At 72.7% G+C, this 24,569-nt stretch carries 24 protein-coding genes and 2 pseudogenes; 10 read left to right on the forward strand and 16 right to left on the reverse strand.

Annotation, left to right across the window (positions count from 1 at the left end):
• Positions 1-10 precede the first annotated feature (10 nt).
• Complete coding sequence (locus N8I84_RS36010; protein WP_263233642.1) at positions 11-895, forward strand: class II fructose-bisphosphate aldolase; 885 nt, start codon at positions 11-13, stop codon at positions 893-895.
• Between the two features lie 45 nt (positions 896-940).
• Here the strand turns inward: N8I84_RS36010 and N8I84_RS36015 are convergent, their stop codons facing one another.
• Entirely contained in the window at positions 941-2,083 is a 1,143-nt protein-coding gene (locus N8I84_RS36015; RefSeq protein ID WP_263233643.1) for a methyltransferase, read from the reverse strand.
• 70 nt (positions 2,084-2,153) lie between these two features.
• Here N8I84_RS36015 and N8I84_RS36020 point away from each other — a divergent pair, with 70 nt between their 5' ends.
• Positions 2,154-2,843 carry an alpha-ketoglutarate-dependent dioxygenase AlkB family protein gene (locus N8I84_RS36020; RefSeq protein ID WP_263233644.1) on the forward strand — a complete coding sequence of 230 codons (690 nt, stop codon included), beginning with the start codon at positions 2,154-2,156 and terminating at the stop codon, positions 2,841-2,843.
• Positions 2,840-4,076: pseudogene (locus N8I84_RS36025) on the forward strand (ROK family protein). Before N8I84_RS36020 ends, N8I84_RS36025 begins: the two are co-directional and overlap by 4 nt.
• Before the next feature lie 7 nt (positions 4,077-4,083).
• Here the strand turns inward: N8I84_RS36025 and N8I84_RS36030 are convergent.
• From N8I84_RS36030 to N8I84_RS36050, 5 genes are all read right to left on the reverse strand, one after another.
• The gene (locus N8I84_RS36030) at positions 4,084-4,527 is read right to left on the reverse strand and encodes a tautomerase family protein (RefSeq protein ID WP_263233645.1); all 444 of its coding nucleotides are present in this window, start codon (positions 4,525-4,527) and stop codon (positions 4,084-4,086) included.
• 17 nt (positions 4,528-4,544) lie between these two features.
• On the reverse strand, positions 4,545-4,730 hold the full coding sequence (locus tag N8I84_RS36035) for a DUF1272 domain-containing protein (RefSeq protein ID WP_263233646.1): 186 nt from the start codon (positions 4,728-4,730) through the stop codon (positions 4,545-4,547).
• Between the two features lie 116 nt (positions 4,731-4,846).
• Positions 4,847-5,755, reverse strand: coding sequence for a phosphotriesterase family protein (locus N8I84_RS36040; RefSeq protein WP_263233648.1), 909 nt, complete (start codon positions 5,753-5,755; stop codon positions 4,847-4,849).
• Complete coding sequence (locus N8I84_RS36045) at positions 5,752-6,336, reverse strand: DUF4865 family protein (protein ID WP_263233650.1); 585 nt, start codon at positions 6,334-6,336, stop codon at positions 5,752-5,754. The genes N8I84_RS36040 and N8I84_RS36045 overlap by 4 nt, the downstream gene beginning before the upstream one ends.
• A gap of 12 nt (positions 6,337-6,348) precedes the next feature.
• Positions 6,349-6,909, reverse strand: a complete 561-nt coding sequence (locus N8I84_RS36050; RefSeq protein ID WP_263233651.1) for a TetR/AcrR family transcriptional regulator — start codon at positions 6,907-6,909, stop codon at positions 6,349-6,351.
• Positions 6,910-7,112: 203 nt separating this feature from the next.
• Here N8I84_RS36050 and N8I84_RS36055 point away from each other — a divergent pair, with 203 nt between their 5' ends.
• Complete coding sequence (locus tag N8I84_RS36055) at positions 7,113-7,400, forward strand: SHOCT domain-containing protein (RefSeq protein WP_200420106.1); 288 nt, start codon at positions 7,113-7,115, stop codon at positions 7,398-7,400.
• Positions 7,397-7,582 (forward strand): annotated as a pseudogene (locus N8I84_RS36060) (ABC transporter ATP-binding protein); the annotation flags it as partial. The gene N8I84_RS36055 and the pseudogene N8I84_RS36060, both read left to right, overlap by 4 nt.
• Positions 7,583-7,660: 78 nt before the next feature.
• Here N8I84_RS36060 and N8I84_RS36065 read toward each other — a convergent pair.
• Positions 7,661-8,185 carry an ATP-binding protein gene (locus tag N8I84_RS36065; protein ID WP_263233652.1) on the reverse strand — a complete coding sequence of 175 codons (525 nt, stop codon included), beginning with the start codon at positions 8,183-8,185 and terminating at the stop codon, positions 7,661-7,663.
• Positions 8,186-8,429: 244 nt separating this feature from the next.
• Positions 8,430-8,753, reverse strand: a complete 324-nt coding sequence (locus tag N8I84_RS36070; protein WP_263233653.1) for a hypothetical protein — start codon at positions 8,751-8,753, stop codon at positions 8,430-8,432.
• A 419-nt stretch (positions 8,754-9,172) separates the two neighbouring features.
• Between N8I84_RS36070 and N8I84_RS36075 the strand changes: the two genes are divergently transcribed.
• Positions 9,173-10,282 carry an L-cysteine desulfhydrase Cds1 gene (locus N8I84_RS36075; RefSeq protein ID WP_263235000.1) on the forward strand — a complete coding sequence of 370 codons (1,110 nt, stop codon included), beginning with the start codon at positions 9,173-9,175 and terminating at the stop codon, positions 10,280-10,282.
• Between the two features lie 62 nt (positions 10,283-10,344).
• Here the strand turns inward: N8I84_RS36075 and N8I84_RS36080 are convergent, their stop codons facing one another.
• The gene (locus N8I84_RS36080; protein ID WP_263233654.1) at positions 10,345-10,854 is read right to left on the reverse strand and encodes an SRPBCC family protein; all 510 of its coding nucleotides are present in this window, start codon (positions 10,852-10,854) and stop codon (positions 10,345-10,347) included.
• A 67-nt stretch (positions 10,855-10,921) separates the two neighbouring features.
• On the reverse strand, positions 10,922-11,752 hold the full coding sequence (locus N8I84_RS36085; protein ID WP_200420102.1) for a DeoR/GlpR family DNA-binding transcription regulator: 831 nt from the start codon (positions 11,750-11,752) through the stop codon (positions 10,922-10,924).
• 276 nt (positions 11,753-12,028) lie between these two features.
• Here N8I84_RS36085 and N8I84_RS36090 point away from each other — a divergent pair, with 276 nt between their 5' ends.
• A complete protein-coding gene (locus N8I84_RS36090; protein ID WP_390898987.1) occupies positions 12,029-14,404 on the forward strand; it encodes a hypothetical protein in 2,376 nt (791 codons plus the stop codon).
• Here N8I84_RS36090 and N8I84_RS36095 read toward each other — a convergent pair.
• The 4 genes from N8I84_RS36095 to N8I84_RS36110 form a co-directional block, all read right to left on the reverse strand.
• The gene (locus tag N8I84_RS36095) at positions 14,374-16,812 is read right to left on the reverse strand and encodes a right-handed parallel beta-helix repeat-containing protein (protein WP_263233655.1); all 2,439 of its coding nucleotides are present in this window, start codon (positions 16,810-16,812) and stop codon (positions 14,374-14,376) included. The two genes, N8I84_RS36090 and N8I84_RS36095, sit on opposite strands and share 31 nt — an antisense overlap.
• 117 nt (positions 16,813-16,929) lie before the next feature.
• Positions 16,930-17,535 carry an Rv1733c family protein gene (locus N8I84_RS36100; RefSeq protein ID WP_263233656.1) on the reverse strand — a complete coding sequence of 202 codons (606 nt, stop codon included), beginning with the start codon at positions 17,533-17,535 and terminating at the stop codon, positions 16,930-16,932.
• 282 nt (positions 17,536-17,817) lie between these two features.
• Positions 17,818-18,645 (reverse strand): MOSC domain-containing protein, encoded by an 828-nt coding sequence (locus N8I84_RS36105; protein WP_263233658.1) that lies wholly within the window; start codon positions 18,643-18,645, stop codon positions 17,818-17,820.
• Positions 18,646-18,691: 46 nt separating this feature from the next.
• Entirely contained in the window at positions 18,692-19,147 is a 456-nt protein-coding gene (locus N8I84_RS36110) for a DUF6643 family protein (protein ID WP_263233659.1), read from the reverse strand.
• Positions 19,148-19,441: 294 nt separating this feature from the next.
• On the opposite strand from N8I84_RS36110, the gene N8I84_RS36115 reads away from it, so the two are divergent.
• Positions 19,442-20,659: a TerD family protein gene (locus N8I84_RS36115; protein ID WP_263233661.1), complete on the forward strand. Its 1,218-nt coding sequence runs from the start codon at positions 19,442-19,444 to the stop codon at positions 20,657-20,659.
• Between the two features lie 36 nt (positions 20,660-20,695).
• Here the strand turns inward: N8I84_RS36115 and N8I84_RS36120 are convergent, their stop codons facing one another.
• Positions 20,696-21,871: a glycosyltransferase gene (locus N8I84_RS36120; protein ID WP_263233662.1), complete on the reverse strand. Its 1,176-nt coding sequence runs from the start codon at positions 21,869-21,871 to the stop codon at positions 20,696-20,698.
• Between the two features lie 56 nt (positions 21,872-21,927).
• Here N8I84_RS36120 and N8I84_RS36125 point away from each other — a divergent pair, with 56 nt between their 5' ends.
• Together N8I84_RS36125 and N8I84_RS36130 are read left to right on the forward strand one after the other, a co-directional pair.
• On the forward strand, positions 21,928-22,713 hold the full coding sequence (locus N8I84_RS36125) for a glutamate racemase (protein WP_263233664.1): 786 nt from the start codon (positions 21,928-21,930) through the stop codon (positions 22,711-22,713).
• Between the two features lie 91 nt (positions 22,714-22,804).
• Positions 22,805-23,350, forward strand: coding sequence for a hypothetical protein (locus tag N8I84_RS36130; protein ID WP_263233665.1), 546 nt, complete (start codon positions 22,805-22,807; stop codon positions 23,348-23,350).
• Positions 23,351-23,466: 116 nt separating this feature from the next.
• On the opposite strand, the gene N8I84_RS36135 is transcribed toward N8I84_RS36130, so the two are convergent.
• Complete coding sequence (locus N8I84_RS36135; RefSeq protein WP_263233666.1) at positions 23,467-24,516, reverse strand: O-antigen ligase family protein; 1,050 nt, start codon at positions 24,514-24,516, stop codon at positions 23,467-23,469.
• Between the last annotated feature and the right edge of the window lie 53 nt (positions 24,517-24,569).

Here is a 24,569-nt window from a genome sequence, read left to right on the forward strand (position 1 = left end):
AGGAGGAGCCGTGCCCCTCGCCCCCACCGGTGAGCTGATCGCCGCCGCCGCAGCGGCGGGCGGTGCCGTCGCCGCGTTCAACGTCATCACCCTCGAACACATCGAGGCCGTGATCGCGGGCGCGGAGGCCGCGGACACGCCCGTCGTGCTCCAGGTCAGCGAGAACGCCGTCAAGTACCGCTACGGGCGGCTCCTCCCGCTCGCCCGTGCCGCCGCCGCGGCCGCCGCGCGTGCCGCCGTGCCCGTCGCCCTCCACCTCGACCACGTCCAGAGCGACGACCTGCTCCGCCAGGCACCCGGCGCCGGGTTCGGCTCCGTGATGTACGACGCGGCCCGGCTGCCGTACCAGGAGAACCTCACCGCGACCCGGGCCGCCGCCGACTGGGCGCATGCCCAAGGGCTGTGGATCGAAGCGGAGTTGGGACAGGTGGGCGGCAAGAACGGCGAACCGCCGCCCGGCCCGCACACACCCGGCGCCCGTACCGACCCGGCCGAGGCCGCCGCCTTCGTGGCGGACACCGGTGTCGACGCGCTGGCCGTCGCCGTCGGCAGCACGCACGCGATGACCACGCGCACGGCCGCACTCGACCACGCCCTGATCGAACGGCTCGGTGCCGCCCTCGACGTACCGCTCGTGCTGCACGGCTCGTCCGGACTGCCGGACCACGAACTGACCGCGGCCGTCGCGGGCGGCATCACGAAGGTCAACATCGGCACCGCCCTGAACGTCGCGATGACCGACGCGATCCGGGAGTTCCTCGCCGGGCGGCCCGAGGCGGTCGACTCGCGCGGCTACCTCGGCGTGGGACGGGAGGCGATGGCCCGGACCGTGACCCGTCTCGTGACCGTGCTGCGAAACGGCGGCACTCCCGCATCGGAGCCCCCGCCCCCGTAGGCGTGCCCCCGGCACGCTCCACGCGGAAGACGGTGGCGGGTTCGGCTACTTCTTGACCGCCTTCAGCACGACGAACTTGGGGCCGCTCGCTACCAGTTCGCTGTTGCCGAAGAGGCGGCGCAGTTTCACGTGGTAGCCCAGATGACGGTTCCCGATCACCCACAGCTCGCCGCCGGGCCGCAGGGCGCGCCGCGCGCCGGTGAACATGCGCCAGGCGGTGGCGTCCGTCGTCGCCTGGTGGGAGTGGAACGGCGGGTTGTTGAGGACGAGGTCGACGCTCGCGGCGGGCGCCCCGGACAGACCGTCACCGACCCGGAACGCAGCCCGCCCCCGGGCGTTGTCCCGGTAGGTCGCCTCCGCCGAGGCCACCGCCTGGTACGACTCGTCGGTGAACAGCACCTCGGCCTCGGGATCGGCCAGCGCGGCCGCCAGCCCCACGATGCCGTTGCCGCAGCCGAGGTCCACGATCCGCTCGGCGCCCCGGCCGCGCGGAAGGTGCTGGAGGAAGAAACGGGTGCCGATGTCGAGGCGGTCGGCGCAGAAGACGCCCGCGTGGTTGGTGACGGTCCGACCGGACAACGAGCCGATGCCGTCAGGGAGTCGGTAGCGGTACGGCCACGGGTTGCTGCCCCGGTCGAGGTCCGGATCCGGGGTGCAGAAGATCAGCCGGGCCTTTTGCTCGGCGAGCGAGGTACGGGTAGGCCCGAGGACGCGCTCGAACAGTTCCAGCGTCGAGGTGTGGATCTCCTTGACCATGCCGGTGCCGATCACCACCGTCCCCTCGTGCACACCGGGCGCCAGCCGGTGCAACTGGTCCTCCAGCAACGCGAGACTCTTCGGGACACGGATCAGGAGCACGTCCACCCGGGACGGCGGGTCGTCCCGGGTGCTGAGCAGCCGGACGGCGCCCGCGTCGACACCGTTGCGCGCGAGGTTCGCGCGGGTCGCCTCCTGCGCCAGGAACGAGTCGGTGATCTGAGTCGGGCGGTGCGCCGCGAGCGCCGTGGTGAGCGCACCCCACCGGTCGCCGACGATGACGACCGTACCGTCGAGCGGGGCGCCGCTCGACGCGAGGTGCCGCAGCAGATACGCGTCGGAGGCGTCCCAGGCGCGCAGCCGGTCGCGGGGGTCCTCCGGGAAGCGGGCCAGCGCGCACTCGCCCCACGGCGTGGTCAATCGGTCGTTCATGGTGCGTCCAGGCTAGCCGAGCCGCAGGTGGGGCCCCGTCCCGGTGGGTCGGATACGTGATGATGGAGCCATGGACGCCGAGCTGTTCCCGCGGAGCCGCGCACAGGTCGCCCCCGGTGCGGTCCATGTGCCCGACTGGCTGGACGGGGACCGTCAGCAGCGGCTCCTGGACGCCTGCCGGGAGTGGGCCCGCCCGCCGGCCGGACTGCGGACCGTGCGCACGCCCGGCGGGGGCACGATGACCTCGCGGCAGGTCTGCCTCGGCTGGCACTGGTATCCCTACGGGTACGCCCGCACGGTCGTCGACGGCGACGGCGCCCCCGTGAAGCCGTTCCCGGACTGGCTCGCCGCACTGGGCCGCGAGGCGGTCGAGGCCGCCCTGGGCCCGCGGGCGGTGCCGTGGGAGCCGTACGACATCGCCCTGATCAACTTCTACGAGGCGGACGCCCGTATGGGGATGCACCGCGACAGCGACGAGACGTCCGACGCCCCGGTGGTGTCGCTGAGTCTCGGCGACACCTGCGTCTTCCGTTTCGGCAACACCGAGACGCGCACCCGCCCTTACACGGACGTGGAGCTGCGCAGCGGGGACCTGTTCGTCTTCGGCGGACCGGCGCGGCTCGCCCACCACGGGGTGCCGAAGGTACGGCCGGGGACCGCGCCGCCCGCGTTGGGGCTGACGGGCCGGCTGAACATCACCCTCAGGGTCAGCGGCTTCGGCCGGGACCCGCAGCGGATCATGGGAGACTCCCCCTCATGAGCGGTAAGGCGGGTCCCCGGGCGGTAGGGGAAGGGAACACACGGACACGGCTGGACCGCGGGCGCGGCGCGCTCGGACCCGCGCTGGAGCTGGTGCACACCGGCCGTGCGCCGACGCGCGCCGTGCTCACCGCCGAGCTGGGCGTCACCCGGGCGACCGCCGGAGCGGTGGCCGCCGAACTGGAGGCGCTCGGCCTGATCCGCGTCGACGCCCACCCGGGGCCGCCGCCGGGACGCAGGGCGGCCCTCGCACCGGCTGGAGATCGCCGAGGACGGACCCGTGGCGCTCGCCGCCCAGGTGCACGCCGACGGCTTCCGGGCCGCGCTCGTCGGCCTCGGTGGCAGCATCGTCGCGACCGCCCCCGGCTGCGAGACCGTCGACGCCGACCCGGCCAAGGTGCTCGGCTCGGTGGTCGAAGCGGGCGCCGAACTGCTGCGCGAGACCGGGCGGCGCTGTGTGGGCGCCGGGCTCGCCGTGCCGTCCGCGGTCGCCGAGCCGGAGGGCCTGGCGCTCAACCCGCTGCACCTCGACTGGCCGGCGGGAGCACCCGTACGGGAGATCTTCGCCGAGCGGGTGCGCGCCGCCGGCATCACGGGGCCCGCCTTCGCCGCCAACGACATCAACCTGGCCGCGCTCGCCGAGCACCGCCACGGCGCGGGCCGCGGCTCCAGGGACCTGCTGTGCGTGGCCACCGGGCACCGGGGCGTGGGCGGCGCGCTGGTGCTCGACGGACGGTTGCACACGGGCAGTTCGGGTCTGGCGCTCGAGGTCGGCCACCTCACCGTGAACCCGGAGGGCCGCCCCTGCCACTGCGGCAGCCGTGGCTGTCTCGATGTGGAGGCGGACCCGCTGGCCTTCCTGGCGGCGGCCGAGCGCGAGGCCGGTCCCGAGGTCTCACAGCTTCAACAGGCCAACGACCTCATCCGCACCGCGTACGCCACCGACCCGGCCGTCCGCGGCGCCGTCGAGCTGCTGATCGACCGGCTAGGCCTCGGTCTCGCCGGCCTCGTCAACATCCTCAACCCGGACCGCATCATCCTCGGCGGGCTGCACCGCACCCTGCTCGACGCCGACCCCGAGCGGCTGCGCGCCGTCGTCGCCGACCGCAGCCTGTGGGGTCGCAGCGGCCAAGTCCCCGTCCTCGCCTGCACACTCGACCACAACAGCCTGGTCGGAGCGGCGGAGCTGGCGTGGCAGCCGGTACTGGACGACCCACTGGCCGCCCTCACCTGACGCCGCGTCAGGCACCGCCCGGGGTTTCGCCGGCTGGGCCGTGTGCGGCAGGTGCGGGCGCACCCCGGCGGACCAGGTACTGCGCCACCCCGTCGCCGAGCGACCAGTCGGCGGATTCGTTCTCGGTCACGGTGACGAACACGTTGCGCGGCTCGGTTCCCGCGTACGTCTGGGCGAGTTCGGCGATCCGCCGGTACAGGGCCTGCTTGCGCTCGGGCGGACGCCCGGAGCGCATGGTGATCGCGACGTACACGATGCCCTCGTCACGGTGCACGCCCAGGTAGTCGTCGTAGCGCAGCGTGCTGCGGGTGCCGTCGTGGCCGGTGAGGACCTGGAAACGGTCGTCGGGCGGGATGCCGAGCGTCTCGACCAGGGCGTCGTGCACGGCACGGCCGAGCGCGTCGAGCCGCTCGGGGCCGGCGCCCAGGGCGTCTACACGTACGAAGGGCATGGGCTCGTGTTCCTTTCTCAGGCGGCTGCGGCACGGCGGGGCCTCGCGACCAGTTCGCCGCCGCAGTTGGGACAGACGTGCCGCATGGCCTCGCTGCACGGCTCGCAGAACGTGCACTCGTACGAGCAGATGCGGGCGGGCCCGTCGTGCGGCAGCGCGGCGGTCTCGCAGCGTTCGCAGTGGTCACGCATCTCCAGGGCCATGTCGTCGCCTTTCGTCCGGGACCTGTTCCTTCACATCCTCCGGTCCGCCACGCAGGCCGAAAGCGCCGGCAGGGACAATGCTCGACACGATCGGGCCATGGGCGGGTCCGCGGCGCTCAGCGCCAGTCCACGCCGAAGGCATGGCCGGGGTTCTCCGTGAGGATGCGGTGCACCAGCTCCTCGCCCAGGGCGACTTCGAGCCTCGGCCGCACGCGGCGCAGCAGATACGGCATGCCGGGGCCGCCGGCCACGGAGCGGGCCGCGGCGGTGGTCGTGTCGCCGCCGAGCAGCAGCCGGTCGCCGAAGCCGGCGTCGGCCAGGGCCCGTACCGCGTCCGGCATCCGCCAGTCCGTGGCGTGGTTCGCCCGTGACGGACCGTCGAACGCCAGGTAGGCGCCGGATTCCGCGGCCTGGCGGTGCACGACGGAGTCCGGGTTGCGGTTGAGGTGCCCGAGGATCACCCGGTGGGCCGGGACCGCCAACTCGTCGCACAGCAGGTCCAGTACGTCGAGCACGCCCGTGCCCAGCTCATGGTGGACCGCGATCGGCGCGCCCGTCGCGTGGTGCGCCTCCGCCGCCGCGGTCATCGTCCAGCGGGCGTGCGCGTCGAGGGCGTGGAAACCGCCGGCGATCTTGATCAGCCCTGCTCTGATCCCGGACGTGCCGATGCCCTCGGTGAGTTCGTGGACGAAGACGTCGGCCAGCCGGTCGCGCAGGCCGGCGAGCGTGCCGTCGTCGTAGTGGACGGACTGGTGCAGTCCGGTCGCGGCGACCAGGTGCACACCGGTCTCCCGGGACAACGGCGGTAGGTCGGCGGCGCGCCGGCCCAGGCCGTACGGGGTCCACTGCACGACGGCCGAGCCGCCCTGGGCGCGGAACGCGGCCAGCTCGGCCCGGGCCGCGGACACGCTGCGCAGCTCCTGGCCCGGCAGTTGCGGACTGGCGAAGAACAGGTGGTCATGGGCGTCGCACACGCCCAGGTCCTCGGGACGCACGTCGCCGAGGACCGTACGGACGAAGCTCACCACTGCCGCCCCCGCGGCAGCTCACCCCGTCCGGGCGCCGACATGTGCAGCACCTGGAACACGTCGCCTTCGGCCTTCGGCGTGTCGTGCTCCCAGAGCGAGAAGTGGACCAACTCCCAGCCCCGCGTGTCGACGGCCGCCGCCGCGAGCACCGCACCGTCGTCCCCGGCCAGCCGCCCGGCCTCGCGCACCGCGTCCTCCATGACCTCGGACAGATGGACGCCGTCGGGCACCGCTTGACGCCGGCGCACCGCCACGACGGCGGGGGAGTCCGCGGCCACGCCCTCCTCGTATGCCAGCCCCGTCCATTGCCGGACCACCGGCCGCCCGAAGTCGCCCACGAGCCCCTGGAAGGCGCCTCCCCACAGGAAGGTGTTCATGCCCTCCACGGTGTTCCACAGATAGAACGGCGCGTACTGGTTGACCGGAGAGCCGTGCACGCCCCGCTCACGCATCAGGTACGCCTTGAAGCCGAGGCCGTCCCAGTCGTCGAGCAGATGCCCGATGCGGGAGACGCGGTCTCGGATGATCCCCATGTCGTAGTCGGCGGGCAGGGCCAGTTCGTACTGCATGGCATGCATCGTCAACAGCTCCTAAGAGGTCGGTCGGAGAAGGGCGAGCAGACCTCGCACCCCCGCGTCGAAAGCCGCCGGTGAACCCGAGGCGCGGGCCAGCACATAGCCGCCCTGCACCGTCGCGAGGATCGTCGCCGCGATCTCCTCCGCGTCCAGGGACTGCCCGAACTGGCCTTGCTCCTTGCCCTCTTCGACGATTCCGGCCAGCTGCTCGCGCAGCCAGTCGATCGTCTCGTCGACGGGCGCCCGCAGCTCGTCGCTCGCCACCACGTCCGGGTCCATCGTCAGCCGACCGATCGGGCAGCCGCGCAACACGTCGCGTTCGCGCCGCAGATACGCCTGGATCCGCTCGTACGGTGTCCCGGGCCCGTCGAGCACGCCCTGTGCGGTGGCGCGCATCTCCTCGGCGGTGCGCCGGATGGCGGCCAGCGCCAGGTCCGGCTTGCCCTTGAAGTGGTGGTACATGCTGCCCTGCCCGGCGCCCGAGCGCTCCAGGATCGCCTTGGGGCTGGTGCCCACGTATCCGCGCTCCCACAGCAGCTCGCGGGTGGACTCGATCAGTCGCTCCGGTGTGCCCATCCGAGCACTGTACATACTGGTAGGTACAGAAGTCGACCTGCCGAACCGCCTCTCGAACCCCGCTCGTGAGGGAGCAGCGCCGAACGCCCGCCTACTCCCCGGGAGGTACGCGCACTGCCCTCGGCCGTACGACGACCCGGACCCCCTACCGGAGCCAGTCTCGAGGCATCACCCGACAACCCACCGAGGGAGATGGCCTCACGATGCAGACCCTGGCTCACTGGGACGGCGGCCCCGGCCCGTGGATCCTGTTCTTCCCGCTGATCTGGGCGGCCGTCGTCGTCGGCGCCGTCACCGTCCTGCGCCGCACCGCCCGGCGCGGCCGCGGCGGCCCCTGGCGCCCGATGGACGGCCGCCCCACAGGCGACTCGCCGATCGCGGTGCTCGGGCGCCGCTTCGCCTCCGGAGAGATCGACGAGGACGAGTACTGGCGCCGCCTCTCCGTCCTGGACGAGCAGTTCGGCCGCACCGGCAAGGGCGGTCCCGCATGACCGCGGCGACCGGCACGCGAACGGCCGCCCGGGTCGTCGACGCCGTCAAGGTCCACGGCAGCGGTGACACCGCCGTGCGGGCCCTGGACGAGGTGAGTTCCGGCTTCCCGGCCGACCGTTACACCGTGGTCACCGGTCTCTCGGCGTCCGGCCGGTCCACGCTGCCGCACTGCTCGGCGGGCGGCCCGCCTTGATGTCCTGCGGGCCATCGCCACGGAACGACCCGGCCGGTACGCACCGGGAAGAGGGTCACCGCCCGGTCAGCCGGCAACGGCGGACCGGGCGGGAGCATGGCGGGTAGTGTGCTCGTCGACCGCCGACCCATGGGCGGGCGCCTCGAGAGCACGTTCGTACGGGGTACGGCTGCGCACGGGCCCGGCCGGCGCCGCCGACGGCGCGGGAAGCGTGAACCAGACGACCTTCCCCGAATCGCCGTCCGGACGCGCACCCCAGCTGGCGGCCACAGCGGCGACCATCGCCAGCCCGCGTCCGCTGGTGGCGGAGGGATCCGGCGCGCGCAACTCCGGCAGGCGCGGATCGTGGTCGTGCACCGAGACGGTGAGCCGGTCGAGCAGCAACTCCATCTCCACGGTGCACGTCTTGTCGGGCTGGGCATGCAGGTGGACGTTGGTCAACAGCTCCGTCACACCGAGCGCGGCCCGGTCGATCAAGGAATCGAGATGCCAGTAGCGCAACTGCGCCGATACGATTCTGCGGACCTGGCCGATCCGCGACGGCAGGGCTTGGAGCTCCACCGTGCAGTGCCTGCTTGGCTGGCTGATCACGGCTGCGACTCCCCGAATTGAGGTCCGGAAGAAGACACGGAGATCGGATCCAGCAGGGTGGCCGGGTGTGCACGCCGCCTGCTGTGCGGCTGAGTACTCCGGCCGCCTGGTGCGGAACGGCTTCGTACGGGGGCCGCCCGCTGTCGTGACCGGCGGCTGGTTCTTCAGCGTAATCGCCGGTAAACCGAGAGTGATGTGAGACCAGAGTGACGCAGGGCACGCCGCGCCGCAACTCACGCCGCGCTCAGCCGCCGCGACCTGCCGCCTTGCGGACCGCCTCGATGAACCGCCGCGCCGACGGCGGCCCCGGCTGACCCGGCGCCGGGTCGTGATCACCGAGCGTCAGTGAATAGCGGGTGCCGTTGAGATCCGCCAGCGCCCGGTCCTCGGGCGCGAACCAGGGCTGGGACGCACGCACCGCCTGCACCGGCGCGCTGTCGATCTCGCTGCCGTAACTGGTGAGCAGTCGCAGCCTGCCGTCGCTGATCCGGACCTGCCCGGCCCGGGTGAGCGACCGCAGCCCCTTCCCGATCCGCACACCCGTGGCCGTGAACTCCGGCTCCGCCATGATGTCCGCCCCCTTGTGCGTTCGGCTGGCCCCGCCGCGGATCCCGCCCGGCGGCGCGATCCCGCGATCTCGATCGAGAGTTCGGTCGTGATCCAGTGTGCATCCCCGGCTCGGACGGGTCTCCCGTGCGGAGTCCGCCGCACCGGCTCCCGTCCCGCCGTGCAGTCTGCCCCGGCCCAGCGCGTCGCACCAGTGCGCACACCGAGGCGGCGGCAGCCGGCCGGCGCACTCGCGCGGATGCGCCCCCACGGATTTCCGCCTGTTCCCCGCTCCCTTCCCAGGTGCGCCTTTGGGTGGCTCAAAGATGCGTTTATGCAGGTGAGAAGGCATGTGAAAGGTGCCTATGATGCAGAGGTCCGACCGAGTGATCCGGACATCTGCACGCCCCGGTAAGGAGTCCCGCCGTGAGTACCTCCCAGATGACCCGACCCGGCGAGACCCTCGACGTGGACCGCAGTGAGCCCGAATACCGGGCCTGGCTGAAAGCGGCCGTCCGCAAGGTCCAGGCCGACGCCAACCGTTCCGCCGACACGCATCTGCTGCGCTTCCCGCTGCCCGAGCACTGGGGCATCGACCTGTATCTGAAGGACGAGTCGACCCACCCCACGGGCAGCCTCAAGCACCGTCTGGCGCGTTCGCTGTTCCTGTACGGGCTGTGCAACGGCTGGATCCGGCCGGGCCGCCCGGTGATCGAGGCGTCCAGCGGTTCCACGGCCGTCTCGGAGGCCTACTTCGCGAAGCTCATCGGCGTGCCCTTCGTCGCGGTCATGCCGCGCACGACGAGCGCCGAGAAGTGCCGCCTGATCGAGTTCCATGGCGGGCGGTGCCACTTCGTGGACGACCCGCGCACGATGTACGAGGCCTCGGCCGCCCTCGCGGAGGAGACCGGGGGGCACTACATGGACCAGTTCACCTACGCGGAACGGGCCACGGACTGGCGCGGCAACAACAACATCGCCGAATCCGTCTTCCGCCAGCTGGAGTTGGAGCGGTTTCCGGAGCCCGCGTGGATCGTCGCCACGGCCGGCACCGGCGGCACCTCGGCGACCATCGCGCGGTACGTGCACTACATGGGGTACGACACCCGCGTCTGTGTCGCCGACCCGGAGAACTCCTGCTTCTTCGAAGGGTGGACGACCGGCGATCCGGAGGTCACCTGTGACCGCGGCTCGCGGATCGAGGGCATCGGCCGGCCCCGGATGGAGCCCAGCTTCGTACCCGGCGCCATCGACCGGATGATGAAGGTCCCGGACGCGGCCGCCGTCGCCGCGGTACGGGCCCTGGAGCGGGGGATCGGCCGCAAGGCGGGCGGCTCGACCGGCACGGGCCTGTGGGGCGCGCTGAAGATCGTCGCTGAGATGGTGGCCGACGGGCGCACGGGCAGCGTGGTCACCCTGCTGTGCGACCCGGGGGACCGTTATCTGGACAAGTACTACTCGGACGTGTGGCTGGCCGAACAGGGACTGGACATCGCACCGTACGCCGCGGCGATCGAGTCACTGCTGCGGACGGGGGTCTGGCCGGGCTGATCCCGGCCGGTGCCTCGGTGGCGCGGCCGGGGGCCCCGCTCGAAGAGCTCGGGGAGTGCGTCTCAGGCGTCGCGAGCCCGGCGCCCGTCCTGTCCGGAGCTCTGATCCGCGAGCCTGCGGTCCAGTGCCGTCACCGCGCCGCGGAACACCCGTGCCAGGGCACCACGCGACAGCCTCACCAGCAGGCGGAAGAGCGCGTTGCCGTCGGCCGCCCACGTCCACTGCACACGGGTGCCCGTACCGACGGGGGTGAGCCGCCACTCCTCGAGCAGCGCGCGGACGCCCGGGACGGTCGCCTCGTCGACCCGGTACGCGTACAGCTCGTCGGGCTCGGCCGCGACGATCGTCTCGCGGAAGCGGGTGCCGCCGGCGAGACGCACCTTGCGTCCCGCGCCCTCGTCGATGAGACCTATGGACCTCACCGCGGGAAACCAGTCGCTCCAGCCGGGGACGTCGTCGGCGAGGGCCCGAAAGACCGCCTCGGGTGCGGCGGCCATCTCCCCGGCGAACACGAGCCGCACGGGAGCGGTCCGCGTGAACGCGAGTCCCACCGGGCGCAGGCGGTGTGCCATGGACGGAACCTCCTCGCGGGACGTGCGCGAACGGAAGCCGGCTGCGTTCAGCCTAGCTGACGTGGTGTCAGCTGTCTGTTCCTTCCTCGGACTCTCCCGCGACCACCAGCCGCCGCAGGTGCTCCGAGATCTCCGTCCGCGCGTCCGTCGGCAGTCCCGCGTCGGTCACCAGCGTGTCGACCTCCTCCAGCGCGGCGAACGAACTCAGGCCCACCGTGCCCCACTTGGTGTGGTCGGCGACCACCACCACACGCCGTGCGGACTGCACGAGCTGCCGGTTGGTCTCGGCCTCCGCCAGGTTCGGCGTCGACAGGCCCGCCTCCAGCGATATGCCGTGCACCCCGAGGAACAGCACGTCGAAGTGGAGGGAGGCGATCGCCCGGTCGGCGACGGGGCCCACCAGCGAGTCGGACGGGGTGCGCACACCGCCGGTGAGGACGACCGTGGCCGCGCCCTGCCGCTGGCCCGAGGTGCGCTGCGCGGCGTGGAAGACGTCGGCCACCCGCACCGAATTGGTGACGACGGTCAGATCCGGCACGTCGAGCAGGTGCTGGGCCAGCGCGTACGTCGTCGTGCCGCCGGACAGCGCGATCGCCGTGCCCGGAGTGACCAGCTCGGCCGCGGCCCGGGCGATGTCCTCCTTGGCCGTCAGCTCCAGGCCCGACTTCGCCTCGAACCCCGGTTCGTGCGTACTGGCCTCCACCACGGGCACCGCGCCGCCGTGCACCTTCTCCAGCACGCCCTGGCGGGCGAGTGCGTCGAGATCGCGGCGGACCGTCATGTCGGAGACGCCGAGCTTGCGCGTCAGCTCGTTCACGCGGACACCGCCGCGTCGTCGCACCTCGTCCAGGATCAGGGCACGGCGCTGCTCCGCGAGGAGGTTCTGATTCTCGCTCACGTCCGCTCCGTCCCCTTTCATCCCACCACATCCCACATGTCGCCTATACCGGCTCCGACGAGGTCATTGTCCCGCCGCCGGCACCGCGGACGCCCCATCCTCGCACGGCCTCGCCGCAGGTGGCGCCATCGCCCGTCACCTGGGATCCTTCCGTCCTCCCCGCCGCTGTCACACATATCGGGGAGATTCCGCGCCGGCAGGTGTGCGCCGCCGGCACAGCGGAGATCCTGTCGCTGCCCGGACACACCGTACGCAGCGCGGGGGAAGAGCGGAACAGTGGAACGTGCACGGGAACACGAGGGGGAGTGCGGCGACTTCGCAGAGCCGTCCGCGCCGGCCCTGGAACTCCTGGTCCACGGAGTCGGCGGCACCACGCCCGAGGCGATGCTCGGCGATCCGCGCACGGTGAGGATCACCGGTGACGAGACGGCCGCGGTGTACCGGCGCGCCGACGACGCCGACGCGGAACGGCGGCCCGGCGAAAACCGCGATCAGCCGGTGCCCGAGGCATACGTCTGGTGCAACCTGACCTCCGGGAACGCCGCTCGCGCCCTGTGGCTGTTGCTGCTGCCGTTCATGGTCGCCAATCTCGCCCACTGGATGCGCCCCACGACCATCGGCCGACGGCGGACCGTCCGCCTGTACGGAGTGATCGTCCGGCTCGTCGGGCTCTCCCTGACCGTGCTGCTGGTCGCCGCCGCCTGCGAGGTCGCCCTGGACCTGGTGGCCTGGCAGTGCGCGGGCACGCGCGCGTGCGCCGGGCGGCACACCTGGCTCGGCTTCCTCTCGCCCGCCGTCTCCGGCCACGGCTGGTGGAGCCGGCCCGGCTGTCGCCTCGCCCTGGCGTCGCTGATGCCGACGGCGCTCACCTGCCTGCTGTGGTACCTGTCGCACCGCACGTGGAGCGCCTACGAGTCCCAGCAGCCGATCTCTCGCGATCCCGGGACCGACGACGAGTCCCACCGTCTCCCGCTCGGCCGCCCCGGGTTCTGGTACGGGCGCCGACTGGTGGCCCGGCTGCGCGCCGCGCACACCGCCGCCGGCTTCCTGACGGTCACGGCGGCGCTCGGCGGCAGCGCCGCCCGCTACGACCGCCGCCACGGCTCGGTGGAGCTGGAAGCGCTGGGCTGGCTGCTGCACCTGGTGTTCCTCGGGGGTGCTGTGGTCGTGCTGTGGGTGGTGTGCCGCCGGGGGCGCTCGGAGAACCGGCTCGACAAGGATCTCGACCGGGCACTGGTGCGATGGCTGCCCGCCGGCGCCCTCGCCCTGCTCGTCCTGACCATGGTCTACGCCGCCTGGTCCCGTCCCGGCTGGCGCTCGACGGGCCGGCTGCCCGGCGAGGCGGCGTTCGGCGCGCTCACCTTGGTACAGGGTCTCCTCGTCATCGCGCTCGGTGCCGTCGCGCACGTCCTGTACCGCACCCACCCCGACACACGCACCGCGATGCGTGGACTGGCCGGACCCGCCGTCGCGCTGCTGGCCTGCGCGCTCGGCGGTGTGATGTCCGGCGGCGTGGCCCAGCGGGTCGCCGACTGGCTGGACGGCCCCGGGCACGGCCTCGCCGGCCCGCCCGCGCTGCTGACCTGGCAGGCGTCCACGATCCCGCCCCTGCTGCTCGTCCTGCTCCTCCTCGCCGTCCGGCTGGCCTGGCGCACCCGGCTGCTACGCCGCGCCGAGACGGTCGCGGTCGAGGCGGAGTACCCGGGGGAGTCCAGGGACACGGCCCGCACGCTGCGGATCGCGCACACGCGCGCGATGGCCGCCCTCACCGACCGGGCACCGCTCGTCGTCGCCGTCACCTCCGCCATGACCCTGATCCTGGGCGCCGCCGCCCTGGCGGGGGCCTTCGCCACCGGCGACACTCCGGGAGGAGCCGCACGCGGCAGCCCACCGTTCGTCCGGGCCGCCGCCGAGACCTGCCAGGCCCTCGGCTCCTGGCTGATCGGCATCGGCTTCCTGCTCTTCGTCACCTGGGGGCGCCGCGCCTACAAGGACGCCTCCGCGCGCCGCACCATCGGCATCCTGTGGGACGTCGGCACGTTCTGGCCGCGCGCCGCCCACCCCTTCGCACCGCCCTGCTACGCCGAGCGCGCCGTGCCCGACCTGACCTGGCGCATGGCCACCTGGACGGGCTCCACCGGGGGGCGCCTGGTCCTGTCCGGGCACTCCCAGGGCAGCGTGCTGGCGGCGGCCGCGGCCCGGCAGCTGGGGCCCTCCGTACGCAGGCGGGTGGCCCTCCTGACGTACGGCTCGCCCCTGGAGCGGCTCTACGGACGCTGGTTCCCGGCGTACTTCGGCCCGGCCGCGCTCAACTCCCTGCACCGTGAGGTGGACTGCTGGCGCAATCTGTACCGCCTCACCGACCCGATCGGCGGCCCGATCCGGCTGCCCGGCGACTGCGGCCCGCAGGTGGACCACCCACCGCTCAAGGACCCGCTCGCCTACGGCCGGACCCCGGAGCACCCGCTGCCCGCGCCGATCCTCGGACACGGGGACTACCAGGCGGACCCAGCGTTCGCCGAGGAGCGCGAGCGACTGCTGGCGCGCCTCAGACCCGGGTTGCCGGCGCCGCGAGAGGCGAACACCTCCTGGGCGCCGGGCGGGGCGCCCGGCGGGCGCGCTCAGGGCAGCTCCGGCAGGTCCTCGGGGTAGAGCAGGGACAGGTCGTCGGTGCTGGCGTCCGCGAGCTGGGCGACCCGGCCCGCGTGCCGTTCCACCATCGCCTCGAAGGTCTGGCGCGCGGTGCGGCCGTTGCCGAATGTCGGCCCCTTCGGGATCGCCGTGAAGTACTTCAGCAGCGCCTCGGCGGTCCCCGGTCCGAGCCGGTACTCGTGCTCCTCGGCCTGCTGCTCGACGATCCGCAGCAGCTCCTCCGCACCGTAGTCGCCGAAAGTGATCGTCCGCGAGAAGCGCGAGGCGACACCGGGGTTGACGGACAGAAAGCGTTCCATCTCCGTCGTGTAGCCCGCGACGATCACCACCACCGCGTCGCGGTGATCCTCCATCAGCTTCACCAGCGTGTCGATCGCCTCACGCCCGAAGTCCCGCCCCGAGTCCTCCGGCGACAGCGCGTACGCCTCGTCGATGAACAGCACTCCGCCCCGAGCCCGGTCGAATGCCTCCTGGGTGCGGATGGCGGTCGAGCCGATGTGCTCGCCGACCAGGTCGACCCGGGAGACCTCCACGAGGTGGCCCTTCTCCAGGACGCCGAGTGAGGCCAGGATCTCGCCGTAGAGACGGGCGACCGTCGTCTTGCCGGTGCCGGGGGAGCCCGTGAACACCAGATGCCGCCGCACGGAGGCCGCCTTCAGGCCCGCCTGCTGACGGCGGCGCCCCACCTCGATCATGTCGGTGAGGGCCCGCACCTCACGCTTGACGCTCTCCAGGCCCACGAGCGCGTCCAGTTCGCCGAGTACATCCTGCGAGGTGCGTGTGGGCCTCGGCTGCTCGGGGACCGGCGTGACGAGCGGTTCCTGCTCGGTGGTGCGCTGGCTGGGAATGCCCAGCAGACCGGGCGACGGGCTCGTCGTCTGCACGGCCGTCTCCTGGGTCACCGCGGGCCGCAGTCCGGCGCTCTCGTCGCTGGTGCAGTCCTCGACGAGCGCACCGCCCCCGCCGGGCGCGCCCGGGCCGCCGTCCGCGAACTCGTAACCACCGCGGGCACACCGCTCCGTACGGCACTTCCGCAGTGTGGCGCGGCAGCCGTCGATCACATGGAAGCCGTAGCCGCCGCTGCCCGTCACCCGGCAGTTCAGGAAGCTGCCCCGGCCCTCCGCCGAGACGTAGAAGCCCGCCTCCGCCGGCGAGGTCACCGTGCAGCGCTCGATCGTCGGATCGGCGCCCTTGGTGACGATCACGCCGGTCTGGGTGCCGTCGATGGTGCAGCCGGACAGCGTGCCGCCGCTGCCGTGGTCCCGGAACCAGGCGCCCGTCGCCGCCTCCCGGACACGGCAGTCGTCCAGCTGAGCGGTGGCGCCGTCACTCACCGACACGGCGGTGTTGCGAACCTGGGAGAGGTCGCTGTCCACGACGTCCACGCGCGAGCCCCGGTCGAGGACGAACAGGGCGTCCGGCACGTCGTGCACCCGGCAGGAGTCGAGCACCGCGGTCGCGCCGTCGCTGACCCACACCGCCGGGTAGTCCCCGGTGCTGTCGAAGATCTCGCACTGGTTGGCGTCCACACGGGTGCCCGGGTCCCACACCGACAGGCCGTTGCGGCCGAACTGCCGCACCGTCGTGCGGGTCAGCGTGAGCACCGAACGGGACCTGAGGTCGACCGCGTTCTCCGGGATGTCGTGGATGCGGCAGTCGGCCAGGGTGAGCACCGCGTCCGTGTCCATCGTGACGCCGTCCGCGGTGGTGCGGTGCACATCGCAGTCCGTCAGGTGCGCCGTGGCCCGCCCGGTGATCTGCACACCGGAGCCCCTCACCTCGTAGACCTCGCAACCGACCGCCTCCAGCGAGGAGTTCTCTCCCGTCGCCGACAGGCCCGCGCCCGAGGTGTGGTGCACCCGGCAGCGCTCGAGGCGCGGGTGCGCTCCGCCGCGCACCGCGACGCCGGACTGGGCCGCCGCCACCACCTCGCACTCCTCGAACACCCCGCCACCGCCGTCCAGGACGGCGATGCCGATGCCGGCCGGATTGTCGACCGTGCAGCGCCGCACCGTGGGGCGAGCGTTGCCGCGGACCTCGATGCCGGCCGCGGACCGCGTCATGATCCGCACGTCGACCAGCTCGGGCGTGCCTTCCTCGACGAGGAGCGCGGGCGCCGCCGCGTCCTGCCCCTCTACGTGCAGGTCCTGGACCACGGCGGAGGCCCGTACGGTCAGCGGCACGCCGTCCACCGGCGCGATGCGCACCGAGCCGGGGGAGCCCTCGGGCCCGCGCAGCGTCACCGCACGCTGGACGACGAGGTTCTCCCGGTAGGTGCCGGGCGCGACGGTCAGGACGTCCCCGTCGCCCGCGGCCTCCAGGGCGGCGGCGAGTGACGCGTATTCACCCGTGCGGCGCCGCCACCGCGATGTGCCGGTGTGCGTCACCTGGACCGTGCCCTGTGCCATGGCGCTGCTGTGCCCCCACCTCGTTGCTCACGCGGGTTCTCGCGAAGATGCCGGACGGCCCGGCGGGTCCACCGTAGCGTGCGGGGACGAGGCCGGTTGACCGGAGGCCGAACGCCGTCAACTGCCCGTGCCGGTACGGCCCCAGTCCGGGCCCGCCTTGTCCCACGCCTGGTCCCAGCGGGCGAAGCGGCGCAGGACCAGGCGCCAGACGATCAGCCGGCGGCAGCCCTCGATGAGTCCCGCGGTCATCGCGGCCGCGCCGAGGCCGGCCAGCACGGCGTGCGTCGTGGCGGTGGCGCTGTCCAGCGGGCGGGTGGATATTCGGCCGTGGTCGTCGGTCCAGAGCGGGAAGCGGTCACCCGGGTGCGGGGAGGACAGGGTGGCCAGAACCTCGCCGTGCTGTGCGGTGCCGTCCGGGGCGGTCCAGTCGGCGAGAACGCGGCTGTGCGCGTCCCGGGTCGTCGAGGAGTCCGGATCTGGGTCCAGGGGGCCGCGGTTGAGCTGTCTGACGACGGTGGCCGTCACCTGGTGACGGCTGTGCTGCTGGGCCCGTACGGAGCGCTGCAGGGAGTCCTGGGCGACCGAGCCGATCAGCGACCCGGCGACGGGCGCGGCGACGAGGATCAGCAGCAGGGCGACCAGCGCCACCCATGCCTCGATCAGGTCGGTCGTACGGCACAGCGGATTGTGCCGCCAGCGCCACAGGCCGTTGATTGCTCGCACGTCCCGCACCCCCTTCCGCGTCCGTGATAACCCCCGCACCCGGCCGTTCACTCGCGAGGGCGGGGAAGAGAGAGGGAAATCACCTCTCTCCCGCCCCACACGCCTCTCACGGACTTCTCACGCGGACTCAACGACCGCGGCCCTCGCCCCGGTTCCCGCCCGTGCGTGGCATCGAGGCCTTTCTCGCCCCGGATTCACAGCATCCTGTTCCGCACTGCGGCGGGAGCGGCCGGAAACGCCTCGGCCCGGTCGGGGGAAACGGTCGGAGAGGCCGGCCGGGACCTACTCGAGGATCGTGACCGGGTCGCCGACGCGGACCACGCCGGTCGTCTCCGGTACGAGGTTCTGCCCGAAGGCGAGTTGGCCGCCGAAGCGCCGGTGGCGGGCGAGCGTGCGAAGCGGCTCCTTGCCGCGCTCGGCGGTGCTCTGGTCCGTGGTGGTGACGACACAGCGCCCGCACATCTTGGCGACCCGGAACGTGACCTCGCCGATGGAGATCCGCTTCCAGCCGTCCTCGGCCCACGGTTCGGTTCCGGCGACGACGAGGTTCGGCCGGAACCGGTTCATGGGCAGCGGGCCCTCGTCGGCGTGATCACCCTGTGCGATCAGGGAGTTGAGGGCATCCAGGGAGGCGACCGAGGTGAGCAGCAGCGGGTAGGCGTCCGCCAGGCTCACGGTCTCGCCCGGGCGTCCGTACGGCGGGTCGTCGATCGGGCGGCGGGTGGCCGGATCGTCGAGGTGGACGAGGGTCACATGCTCACCGAGGAAGGCGCTGAACCACTCGCTCGCCTCGGGGCCTGCGGGAACCGTCTCGATCTTCTCTCCCGCCCACTTCGCGGTCGTCGTGCCGACGGGATCGGGCACGGCGACGGTCAGCGGCTCAAGAGCTTCCGCGGACACCCGGACACCGCCGCCGGGCAGGGGCTCGGCGGCCGCCAACGCCAGAGTCGGGTGCTCGCGCTGGGTGACGACCCTGCCGGTGTCGTCGAGCAGTGCCCAGCGCCGGTCCCCGGCCAGCCCCCATGGGTCCACCACGGCCTCGTGGGGCGCCTGGCCGCGCAGTGCCTTGACCGGGTGGACGTGAATCGAGTGCAGCGCTGAATTCGGCATGAGGCCATCGTGCCACCGGCATCGACGGCCTCACCCGGTTCGCGGATCAGTATCCGCGGTACTGCTGCCCGTTGTTGTACGGGTCCTGGTAGGGCGCCGGGGCCGGCCGCTGCGCCGCGGGGCGCATCGACTCGTAGCCCGAGGCCATCGGGCGCGGCTGCTGCATCTGCTGCATCTGCTGCATCTGCTGCGGGGCCGGGTAGCCGCGCGGCCCCGCCTGCTGCGGGATGTACGCCGTCGGGGCCTGCTGGAGCGGCGCGGGCTGCGGTGTCTGGGGGTAGCCGTACGCCGGGGCCTGATGGGAGGGACCGGACGGCAGTGCGGGCAGCGCCGACGGCAGTGCGGGCAGGCTGCTGCTCGGCGTCTCGTACGCGGAGGGGACCCGGATCGGGGCGATCTGCGGGGTGCCCCGCTCGGCGACGAGCTTGTCGTAGATCGGAGTGTCCGGGAAGGGCGACGCGGAGTAGTAACCGCCGCCATAGGTGGAGCGGGGGGAGGTCATGGGACATAAGTTAAGCCCACGATGTGCTGGTTGGGGAGACCGATAAGAGGGTTGTTTTCCGTGCCGTGGGTGACGCGGGATCCTCAATGCGAGCGAACTTGGCAAAAAAGGGCGGCGAACGGGGTCCGGATCGTGTAAAGGCCGAGCTCCGGGTGGGTTACCGGCGGTTGAGCAGCGGTCTTGCGTGGCGGGTCGTGGGAGCGCGGGCCCCGGGGGGAATAGGTTTGGCCCCGAGGATGCGAGGCGCTGCCCGGGCCCCGGTCCCGGCGTGGCGACAAGTGGATGGGGGCGGACATGTCGATGGCGAAGGGGTCCAACCTTCAGGTGCCGATCACGGCGCTGCGCGTCGAACTGGGCCGGCGTTCCGGACCGGGCGTGCCCGACGCGGACGCCTCGGCGCTGCTGCTGGTCTCCGGCAGGGTCCGTACGGACGCAGACCTCGTCTTCTACAACCAGCCCGTGCATCCCTCCGGCGCGGTGCGCCACGAGGGCAAACAGGACCTGGGCGGCCACGTGACGGACACCCTCCTCGTCGACCTCACGCGCGTGGAGCCCGAGGTAGAGACGGTGGTGCTCGCCGCCTCGGCCGACGGCGGCACGTTCGGCCAGGTGCCCGGCCTGTACATCCGGGTGCTCGACGCCCGGCAGGGCACGGAGGTCGCGCGCTTCGACCCCGCCGCCACCGTCGAGACGGCGTTCGTGCTGGGGGAGTTCTACCGCCGCCAGGGCGCCTGGAAGTTCCGCGCCGTCGGCCAGGGCTACAGCAGCGGACTCGAGGGCCTGGCCACGGACTACGGAATCACGGTGGACGAGCCGCAGCACGCCGCGCCCCCGCCTCCGCCCCCTGCCGCACCGGCGGCGCCCACCACCCCGGTACGCCTCACCAAGGTCACGCTCACCAAGCAGGCCCCCAGCGTCTCGCTGGCCAAACAGGGCGGCACCTCCGGAGCGATGCGCGTCAATCTCAACTGGCAGGTGCGCGGGCAGTACTCCGGAGGGGGCCGCGAACAGGGCCGGGCAGTGCCCCGCCATGCGGACCTCGACCTGGACCTGTGCGCCCTGTACGAGCTGTCCGACGGCAGCAAGGGCGTCGTCCAGGCGCTCGGCAACGCTTTCGGCTCGCTGCACCGGCCGCCGTACATCCACCTCGACGGCGACGACCGCACCGGAGCCCTGGACACGGGCGAGAACCTCACCGTCAATCTCGACCACAAGGACCGCTTCCGGCGCATCCTGGTCTTCGTGACCATCTACGAAGGCGCCCGGTCCTTCGCCGACCTGCACGCCACGGTCACGCTCCAGCCGCAGCACGGCGTCCCCGTCGAGTTCTTCCTCGACGAGTGCACGGTGCCCTCCACCGTGTGCGCGCTCGCCCTCATCACGAACACCGGCGGCGATCTGGTCGTCCAGCGCGAGGCCCGCTATCTCGTCCCGGAGCGCGGGGTCAGCCCTCAGCGCACCGTCGACCGTGCCTACGGATGGGGCATGAACTGGACACCGGGCAGGAAGTGACCGGATCGTGCGCCATCGCCATCGCCTCCGGACCGCTCACCGCTCGTCCAGCACCGCGTCCGGGCGCGCGTACGTGCGGCCCTTCCACGCCGCGCCACGCCCCCGGTAGTGCTGCACCGCCGAATCGACCGTCATCAGCAGGTACAGGAAAGCGGTGACCGACAGCAGCGGAGCGAGCCACAGAGGCTGACGGTAGTAGCGCAGCATGGGCACGTACGTCGCCGTCATCACCGCCTTCGCGAGCCCGCCCACCACCACGGCCGTCACATCTTTGGTGACGATCCCGGCGACCAACGCGACGGACGGCACCAGGTAGACCAGGGTGAGTCCGAGCACCGTACCGACGAGCAGCAGCGGATTGTGCCTGAGCTGGGCGTAGGCACTGCGCGAGACCATCCGCCACAGGTCGTGCAGCCGCGGGTACGGGCGCACGCTGTCGACCCGGTCGGCAAGCCCCAGCCAGACGTGGCCGCCGCTCCTCTTGACCGCGCGAGCGAGCGCCACGTCGTCGATGACGGCCTGCCGGATGGCGTCCGGAATCCGCGCCCGTTCGGCCGCGTCGGCCCGTAGCAGCACGCAGCCGCCCGCCGCGGCCGCCGTCCGCGACCCCTTCACCGCGATCCGGCGGAAGGGATACAGCTGCGAGAAGAAGTACACGAAGGCGGGCACGACGAGCCTCTCCCACACGCTTTCCACCCGCAGCCGCGCCATCTGGGAGACGAGGTCGAAGCCGCCGGTGCGCGCGGCCGCCACCAACTCCCGCAGGCTGTCGGGCGCGTGGGCGATGTCGGCGTCCGTCAGGAGCAGATACTCGGGTGCACGCGCGCGTGCCAGTCCGATGCCGTGGCGTACGGCCCACAGCTTGCCCGTCCAGCCCGCAGGAGGCTCGCCGGGGGAGCCCACGGTGAGCGGCAGCCCACCGTGCCGCTCCGCCAACTCGCGGGCCAGCTCCCCGGTGCCGTCGGAACTGCCGTCATCGATCAGGAAGACCTCGGCGTGCCCGGGATAGTCCTGCGCGAGCAACGAGGGGAGACTGCGCGGGAGTACGGCGGCCTCGTCCCGCGCCGGTACGACCACGCAGACGGACGGCCACTCCTCGGGGTCCCGGCGCGGCGGCAACCGCACATCCGTACGCCAGAAGAGGCCCTGGCCGAGCAGCAGCCACATCCAGGCTGCAAGTGACGCGACGGCGATCCACACAACGGCACTCACCCGTGGCAGTCTGCCCCACAACGGGGTCCGTTGGGCGCATCGTCTATGGTTGCCGGGTGAAGATCGCGCTCATGGACTCCGGAATCGGACTGCTGCCGGCCGCCGCCGCGGTACGCCGTCTGCGGCCGGACGCGGACCTCGTCCTCTCCTGGGACCCCGACGGGATGCCGTGGGGGCCGCGCACACCGGAGGACATCACGGAGCGGGCGCTGGCCGTCGCGGAGGCCGCCGCCGCCCATGGTCCCGATGTCCTGATCGTCGCCTGCAACACCGCGTCCGTGCACTCGCTGCCGGAGATGCGTGCCCGTTTCGAACCGGACCTGCCGATCATCGGCACGGTCCCGGCGATCAAGCCGGCCGCCGCAGGGGGTGGACCCGTCGCGATCTGGGCCACGCCCGCGACCACGGGCAGCCCCTACCAGCGGGGGCTCATCCAGGAGTTCGCCGACGGCGTGACGGTGACCGAGGTGCCGTGCCCCGGACTCGCGGACGCCGTGCACCATGCGGACGAATCGGCGACCGAGGCCGCGATCGCCGCCGCTGCGGCGCTCACCCCGGACGATGTCACGACCGTGGTGCTCGGCTGCACCAACTACGAACTGGTCGCCGACCGCATCCGCGAAGCCGTGCAGAAGCCCGGCGCGGCGCCGCTCATCCTGCACGGAAGCGCCGGGGCGGTGGCCGCGCAGGCGCTGCGCCGCATCGGTGAGGACCCGGTGCCGGAGGCTCCCGCCGAGGGCGGTCTGACGGTCCTGTTGAGCGGTCGGGAGGGCGTACTGCCGGCCGAGGCGCTGACGTACCCCGAGGGCAGGTTCCTGCAGGCGGTCAGCCCGGCGCGGTGAGCGACGCGGGCGACAGAACCGGCTCTTGGCCCGAACCGGTGATGCCGCACGATGCGGTGCCCCCGTCACGGAACCTGGGTACTCTCGTGGCATGAGGGACCACCCCCATGGCGACGAAGCCCCGCACCCCGACATCTGGACAGGGCGGGCGACCAACCGGGCGCAGTGGCTGGCGGCGCTCGTCGGTGCGGCCTGCATGGCGCTCGGCATCGAACTGGCCGTCGACTCCGCCTGGACGTCCGGCATCGCCCCGCTCGTCATGTCGGTCGTGGGCTGTATCGCGGCCGGCCTGCTGGTCCTCTTCGGCACGCTCGCGTTCGTGCACGTCGCCGTGAAGGTCGACAAGGAATGCCTCGAGGTGCGCTGCGGCCACATAGGTGTGCCGCGCCGCCGCATCCCCCTCGCCCACGTGGCCGGTGCCGAATTCGTGCCCCGCGTCACACCGTGCCAGTGGGGAGGCTGGGGCTACCGCTGGAGGCCCGAGAAGGGCACCGCCGTCGTCGTACGGCGCGGTGAGGGTCTCGTCCTGCGCCTGTGGGACGGTCACACCTTCACGATCACCGTGGACAACGCCGAGACGGCGGTACGGGTCATCCGCGCCCGGCTGCATCCGACGCTTCCCGGCGCCACGCACTGACGGCTCCGCACTGTCTGCTCTCTTCCTTCTCCTCTATGACTCGATTACTCGTATTACTCGAATCAACCGGCTCGGCCCCTCTCTGTCGGCCGCGGTATCAGGGGCCGCCCTCCTCCTCATTCGTTCGGCGGCTCCTCGTCCACCAGCGGACGCGCGGTCGCGATCCCGGCCAGGAGTCCCGCTCCCGCCGTCACCGTCGTGAAGCTCAGCGCGTTGCCGAGCGACGCGATCACCGCCAGCGCCGTCAGCGCGGCGCCCGCCGTGAGCGCGAGCGGGGTGGGGCGCCGGGTGCGCCACAGCGCGTACAGCACCCAGCAGAAGACCGCCGCGAGCAGGGCCGCGCCGAGCAGCCCCTCCTCGGCGGCCTGCTGAAAGGGCGCGGAGTGCGGTTTGCCGTCGGGCAGGAGGGACTGCGCGGCCGTGACGCTCAGATCCCCGAAGCGGCCGGGGCCCACACCCAGCGCGGGGTCCCGGTGCGCCAGCGCCAGCGCGTCCTGCCAGAGCAGAACCCGGTGCCGGCTGAGCTGGTCGGTCAGAAACGACCTGAGTCCCTCGGGGAGGAGGCCCTCGGTGATTCCCCAGGTCAGGCCCGTCACCAGGGCCGCCACGAGCCCGAGAGCGGCGAGTGCCGGGGCGCGGTGCCGGGTCCGGTCGGCGGCGAGCGAGCACAGCAGCACACCGGTGCAGGCCACGAGCCCGGTCGTGGAACCGATCGCCGCCGCGACCACCGCGATCCCGGCGGCCGACAGACGTAGCGCCAGCCGTGCCGCGGGGCCCCTGGCGGCCCACGCGGCGCAGCACGCGGCCCCGGAGGAGAGCGTCAGCAGCGCTGCGGTCCCGCCGGTGCGCCCGAGCGGCACGGCGAACTGCGGGCCCACCGCGACGTGCGGGGCGGCCACGGCGAGTGCGACACCGGCCAGGGCGCCCGCGACGGGTGCCGCGACCGGGAGCAGCGCGCCGAAGATACGTCCGGACGCGTATCCCGCGGCGACCGCGAGCACCGCGAGCAGGACGCCCTCGGGCCTGCCGCCGTGTGCGGCGGCCGTGATCAGCGACCATGCCGCGCACCCGCCCAGCACCAGGACGCCCGCCGTGTCCGAGGCGTTCCGTCTCTCGTCCTCCGTGTCCGCGGCCCTGGCCTCGGACTCCGTCCCCGTGGATCCCACCGCCGCCCCCCTGTGACGGACCCGACCGTCCCGGCCGCCCCGTCCGGCCGTGG

This window comes from Streptomyces cynarae (assembly GCF_025642135.1).
Lineage (GTDB): Bacteria > Actinomycetota > Actinomycetes > Streptomycetales > Streptomycetaceae > Streptomyces > Streptomyces cynarae.